Here is a 5,911-nt window from a genome sequence, read left to right on the forward strand (position 1 = left end):
CAAAACCGCATAAAAGGCTCCAACATCCAAGATCACAAGCACGCAGACTCAAGAAATACCAAGGGAAGTGAGCTTAAGTCAGTGCCATTGGCCTTAATACCCATACATCTTCACACCTGCAGAGGACGGCCTTTGAAAGTCCACTTAAATGGCTTGGCCATCCTCTCATTGAAGAACTCAATGAAACCCTAGAGCCGTACCTTCAGGTTCTCTTTGCAAGTGAAGCTGTTCCTCTTCAAAAACCTTTTTACCAGGATGGAAAACCAGATTTCAATCTGATTCAGCCAAGACGCATGCTTGGGTGTGTAGTGGAACACAATCTTGTGGGATGGATCGGTCAGGTACGCGGCACGGGTCTTTAGATTCTGCAATATCCCTGACTTACGTTTGGTACCCAGTTCTTCTTCAGACGTGTTCTCAACCCTTGCTACTGTCCTTACTGCGGCTTCACACATATGAGTGTTCAGCCTGTCCATAACAAAGTGCCAGCCTACTGCATTGGGGTCGCTGGCCAGGGCATTGTTCAGCCAATCGGAGAAGTCTTCTTCGGCCCTTGTGTCTCTGATCAGGGGAATGATTTTCCCGGTTACAACATCCATGCCGACCAGTGTACTCAAACTCTCGTTTTTCAATCTGACCAGGCCTGACCGGTTTTCCCTTGTTTACAGGTTCCAGGGCCTGAATGCCCGTTTTTTGGTCGAAGGAAATGGTGCGAATACCCTGTTCCGCCCGGACAAGGGCTTGGTGATAGGTGTCGCAAACATCGGCGCAGTGTATTTCAAACGCCTCATCCGGCTATGTTTCCCTTAAGGGTTGATGGGTCTAAACTGTCGTAAAACCCTGTAATGGGAGATTCTGTTATGCAGTCCCAACAGTTTCAAGAACTTCTTAATGCTATACCGTTATTAACCCGCCAGCAGCGAAATACACTTATTAACGCTCTGTCAGAGCAGAATTCTCCTTCCGATATTGCCAAGTCCATCGAAGATAGTTTTGTTCGGGCCCCAAAATGTCCTCACTGCGGGTCAGAAGACTGACAACGCTGGGGGGTGCGGAAACAACGACAACGTTTCCGGTGCAAGTCTTGTCGAAAGACCCTGAACTCTTTTTCCAAAACGCCTCTGGCCCGTTTAAGACATCCTGAGCGTTGGCCGCAGTATCTTGAGGGGATGACTCACTCTTTGACGCTTCGCCCGGCTGCCAAGCAATGCGGCGTTTCATTGAAAACATCATTCCGTTGGAGGCATCGATTTTTACAGGCTATTGAGCACGATCAGGCACCGGAGCTTAGTGGCATCACAGAACTGGATGAAACTTTCTTCCGTGAATCCTTCAAAGGTCAGAAGAAAGGTCTCCCAAGAGCTGCCAGGAAGCGGGGTAATGATAAGAAGACAGAGTGTCGACAAATACCGGTCATGATAGCCAGAGATCGCGATAATCAGACAGTTGATGGCATTCTGGAGAATCAGAGTGCAGACGCACTTTGTCGTCATTTGAACGGTCGAATAAATACTGAAGCAGTCGTATGCGCCGATGCAAGCCTTGCACATGAGAAGCTTGCGAGAACCTTGGGCTTCACCTTTAAAGAACTGGTGTCATCCTCTGGAATACGGGTTATAGAAGGTATTTTTCACCTGCAGCGTGTGAATGCATATCACAGCCACTTGAAGCAGTGGATTACAGGGATTTTTCACGGAGTTGCAACAAAATATCTGTCACATTATCTGGGCTGGCGAAGGGCTCTAACTGGCATTAATGCTTTAATAACTGACCGGTTGGCCAACAAGATTTTGGAATTTATTCACTTTCAACCTTTAAAGGCAACATAGCCGCCTCATCCTTTGGGCTTTCGACCCAGCCTTTAACCTTGTCGGGACGAATGTCGGCCTGATTTTAAAAAACGCCCCACCTGCCTCTGAGAGATAGATGGGACGATACCTTTATCTACTGCTGCCATGGCCAATGAGTTTTCTGACCAATGACTGAAGGGATAACCATGGTCTTCAGGTTTGTCGCAAGACATGGCGATAATCTGGCAAATTTGTTCTGCATTAAACTTGGGTATGGCTCCGGGGCGTGGGGCTTCCTTGAGGCGTTCCAGCACCGAAAGATCATCGCTACGCTCAACCCAGTGCTTACGCCAGCGAGTGACGGTTTCTCGATTACACGCAAGATCCTGTGATGTTTTATGAAGACTTTTACCTTCCGCACCAGCAAGGATAATTTTGGCCCGCAGTACCATGGACTGGGCGCTTTTACGCCGACACACAATCAGCTCAAGATCCTTGCGCTGCTGGTCTGACAATAGAATTTTCTGGGTATGTTTTGAATTCATCCCTGCGGAGCCATGGAGGAAAAAAAGGGATGGCAATCAAAACATACTTGCGTTTGTATGGATATCAGGGCTTTCCGGTACTAGCAGTCGATTCATTTTTCCTCCTTGTTTGCTTGATTCCAGCAGCCGGGGCTTTGGCAGTCAAAAAATTCAAGCTCTACCTGTTGACCAAAGGTATCACGAACTTGTTGCTCTACCGCATTGCAGTACGACTGATCATTACCAAAAACAGAAACGGCTATTATTTGCACACTCGACTTGGCAAGTCTTTCCAGAATATGCCGATCGTGTGGACCGAAGCCCCAACCAAAGACAACCAGTGAAGTTGAAACACTCGGTAAAACTTCTTTATACACAGTATTAAGATAATGACTGTTATGAATAGATGCTACCTTCTGCTCAGTCATACCTTCACTGACAAAGAGAGGAACATACTTCTCTGATTCCCATGAGCTTAGAATCGATTCAAGTAAATCAGTGCCGCGAGATGTTATCTTTAACTCTCTCTCGACCAGATTTCGAGCAAGGATCAAACTACCATGTGGGTAGAAGACAAGGGTTGTTTCCCTATTTGACTGCCCCCAAGAGCCACGAAAACGTTTCCAGTCATCGTCGAAAGATGAGTTTATGATGCAGTCCTTGAAAGCATGACCGTCTCTTTTGTCTATTCCATACATCATTGTCCAGTACAACAACAGGTCATAATTCAAGGACAGGACAGTATTGAAATTTTTTAGGAAATCGTAGATTTTGGGCAACTGAGAAGATACTGCATGGTACTCAGGATGGATATTTCTTACCGATTTTATCAGGCAATCACGGACATGAAGATATGCTTTCCGAGTTTTATCATCTTCTATCTTTAGAGACTTATTAACATTGGTGGTTTGCCATACAATCCTCAATATCAGCTCAAAATCATCGGTTTCAAAGTAATCAAAAATAGACTGAACATCTTCTGTAAGAAGACCTTCTTCTATCGCATGTTGCTTCAGAGAGGGATACTTGAAACTTGAGTTGACGGCAATACTAGAACCGTTTCCAAGAAGAACTGTTCCATTATATCTCTCACTAATTTCTTTCCATTGATTAATTTTAACCGTCATTTAAAAACACTCCATTCAAGTAATACTCTTCCCCTACTGAAAAAATATATAGTTTTTAGTAAACTTTCTTATTATTGTATTAACCTGAAGAAGTTCAATTGAACTTATTATTCATGTAAATCAAAAGATAGGCATATGGATTTGCCCACATCTATTTCACCAATATAATTCATACGAGGATCGTAATAATCATTGACATAGTTTATGCCACTATCAATAACGCCTCTCGTGGAGGGGCTGGAACAGAGTGTATTAACCTGAAGTTCATAAATCACCCCATCCTTTTTAATCATTTGATATACATCTTCTTTCGACATTTTTCTTTTTTCTTTGCCAATTAAAGATTGACTATAATCACTTAGTACCTTATCAACATCTATTTTGATATTTTGTCTGAGTCCATAATCCCCGCCAGTTACACCAGTCACAGTTGTATAATCATCTAAAGCACCTCCATAATCTCTCAGCTGTTTGCGCTGCATTCTTACGATCTGTTTTATTACCTCCTTTCTTCCAAGTTTTTCTATTAGATTAACTGATTCTTTATAATACTGATGGCTCGATATATTAGATGGTGTAGCATGAGCAGTCACTGCCATAATTTGAAGCACAAATGTTAATATGATCTTTAAGTTGTTCATCTAAACTATCCAAACATCATTACAAAATATCCGTAGAACGGAACAAACAATGAAATCACAACATCAGCTTTATCTCCAAAAACAAATGCCAAAATCATGTTCACTGGAAAGTACCCTCCTACAAACAGGAGGATCATAAAAAACGAGCTAAAGTTGTTAAAAAAATTTCTCATTATCTTTAATTAATAGTGTACATTTTCTTTCGGCTCTATTAATCAATATTGTTGATAAGCGCCAGTTGTATAGAGGTCGTAGAGCCATCTTTATCTTTCAAAAGAAGACCTGTTGACTTAGTTTTTGTTTACTAATTGTTACACACATGACAAGCACCATCACTAAGGACTTCTCCCTATTAATCCACGTCCTTCAAAGATTATTGGTGGTAAGTGTTACACTAATGCCCCACCAACGGTTTTTGGCACAAATTCGAAGACAGTGCAGCAGCTTGGATATCTTGATCCAGCAGCCCGCCCACGCTAGGGATATCTACAGAAATCAATAGCTGATAGCACATACGCCTCAATCGATATGTTTTTTGTTATGATGATCATAAATCACAAGACGATCGTCATTACGCAGTTTGTCATTGAGAAGTAAGTGCCAGCTTCACAGCTAAGCCGCTCCATCCCATTAATAGTCAGGAAGAATGCAGTGTTTTTTTTTCAGAAAGCTAAACTCCTAACACTCTTATTTTTATTGTTTAGCTCTTCTTATGTGGCGGCTAAGATCACGCCCCCAGAGAGCACAATAGATAATTTCTATCTGTTCAAAGAAGGTGTTCTGAGAAAAGACTATAAAAAAATAATGTCAAGCATTTCGTCAGAAGGGCTTACTTTATATTCTGTACGCAATTCAAAATACTGCCTAAAGCATAAGTGCGGAGTGAAGTATAGTTTGGGTCATTCAGGCGATCTTGAACTGGAAACTACTGAAGAAATAAAAGATTGGTATAGTAATGTTTTTACCGAAAGTCTGATCAATAAGTTGTTAAGAATACAAGAAAGTGAATTTTTTTATAATGGCTCATGGTGGGCGACATACTGGCAGTTAGGAGGTGATGGTGGTTATTTAATCGTTTTTGATGAAAAAAACAAAATCCGAATGCTGTATAACGATAAGGCTGTAATACCATCATTCAATTGTTCTAAAGCTGGTAGTGTTGTAGAGAAAGAAATTTGCTCCGATCTCGTATTATCAGTAAAGGATAGAGAACTATCAGAGGAGTACTCCTTTGCCCGTGGAGTGGTAACAGGGGAGGAGTTTGAAACCCTAAAGAGCAATCAGTACAAATTTCTTAAAGAAAGGAATGAGTGCCCAAAGAACAAGTCAAAGACTTTAAAATCCTGTATTTCAACAGCTGTTGATAATCGTATTAGTGAACCAGGGCGAAAGCTTCAGATGTACTAACGTACATAAATAATTCTGCCATGATACATTCTGCTTAATGCAGAGGTATGGTCCAAATGAACAGTTACGCCCCGATAATTGACAGGCTCCACCAACTGGCTGAACCGCGTGATAAGGTACATGTCGTCTATCCCCTCCAGGAGGTCTTATTTATCGTCTATGCCAGTATTATGAGCGGGTATACTGAGTGGCAGAGCATGGCATCTTTTGCTCATTACAACAAAGCTTGGTTTCGACAATTCTTTCCTTACAAATACGGGTTCCCATCGCACCATACCATAGCAGCAATTCCCGATGAACTCTGAAGCACTACAGCCATAAGGGCTGCAGGCAAGGTAAAAAAATCATGTCCGCACAATTCTTCAACTAAAATTGCCTAATAATCAATCGTTGTCGTCGGGTCAATCATGGGTACCGCTATT

The 5,911-nt window shown here is 42.1% G+C and carries 6 protein-coding genes and 1 pseudogene; 3 read left to right on the forward strand and 4 right to left on the reverse strand.

Features of this window, described 5'->3' with window-relative positions; all coding sequences use genetic code 11:
* Window positions 1–188: 188 nt before the first annotated feature.
* Window positions 189–632: a transposase gene (locus ACO6VE_RS23680; RefSeq protein WP_422463876.1), complete on the reverse strand. Its 444-nt coding sequence runs from the start codon at window positions 630–632 to the stop codon at window positions 189–191.
* A 228-nt stretch (window positions 633–860) separates the two neighbouring features.
* On the opposite strand from ACO6VE_RS23680, the pseudogene ACO6VE_RS23685 reads away from it, so the two are divergent.
* Window positions 861–1,829 (forward strand): annotated as a pseudogene (locus tag ACO6VE_RS23685) (IS1595 family transposase).
* 32 nt (window positions 1,830–1,861) lie between these two features.
* Here ACO6VE_RS23685 and ACO6VE_RS23690 read toward each other — a convergent pair.
* The 3 genes from ACO6VE_RS23690 to ACO6VE_RS23700 form a co-directional block, all read right to left on the reverse strand.
* On the reverse strand, window positions 1,862–2,335 hold the full coding sequence (locus ACO6VE_RS23690) for a helix-turn-helix domain-containing protein (protein WP_422463878.1): 474 nt from the start codon (window positions 2,333–2,335) through the stop codon (window positions 1,862–1,864).
* Between the two features lie 92 nt (window positions 2,336–2,427).
* Complete coding sequence (locus ACO6VE_RS23695) at window positions 2,428–3,441, reverse strand: DUF4917 family protein (RefSeq protein WP_422463880.1); 1,014 nt, start codon at window positions 3,439–3,441, stop codon at window positions 2,428–2,430.
* Between the two features lie 107 nt (window positions 3,442–3,548).
* Window positions 3,549–4,082 carry a hypothetical protein gene (locus tag ACO6VE_RS23700; protein WP_422463882.1) on the reverse strand — a complete coding sequence of 178 codons (534 nt, stop codon included), beginning with the start codon at window positions 4,080–4,082 and terminating at the stop codon, window positions 3,549–3,551.
* Window positions 4,083–4,733: 651 nt separating this feature from the next.
* Here ACO6VE_RS23700 and ACO6VE_RS23705 point away from each other — a divergent pair.
* Both ACO6VE_RS23705 and ACO6VE_RS23710 read left to right on the forward strand, forming a co-directional pair.
* Complete coding sequence (locus tag ACO6VE_RS23705; protein WP_422463884.1) at window positions 4,734–5,489, forward strand: lysozyme inhibitor LprI family protein; 756 nt, start codon at window positions 4,734–4,736, stop codon at window positions 5,487–5,489.
* Window positions 5,490–5,545: 56 nt separating this feature from the next.
* Entirely contained in the window at window positions 5,546–5,794 is a 249-nt protein-coding gene (locus ACO6VE_RS23710) for a transposase family protein (protein ID WP_422463886.1), read from the forward strand.
* Window positions 5,795–5,911: the final 117 nt, after the last annotated feature.

It is taken from the genome of Endozoicomonas sp. ALB115 (assembly GCF_049310245.1).
Taxonomy (GTDB): domain Bacteria; phylum Pseudomonadota; class Gammaproteobacteria; order Pseudomonadales; family Endozoicomonadaceae; genus Endozoicomonas.

Bases quoted from the DNA above. Each gene is read 5' to 3' on its own strand.
- ACO6VE_RS23690 (WP_422463878.1), bottom strand. From the start codon at position 2,335: ATGAATTCAAAACATACCCAGAAAATTCTATTGTCAGACCAGCAGCGC.
- ACO6VE_RS23695 (WP_422463880.1), bottom strand. From the start codon at position 3,441: ATGACGGTTAAAATTAATCAATGGAAAGAAATTAGTGAGAGATATAAT.
- ACO6VE_RS23700 (WP_422463882.1), bottom strand. From the start codon at position 4,082: ATGAACAACTTAAAGATCATATTAACATTTGTGCTTCAAATTATGGCA.
- ACO6VE_RS23710 (WP_422463886.1), top strand. From the start codon at position 5,546: ATGAACAGTTACGCCCCGATAATTGACAGGCTCCACCAACTGGCTGAA.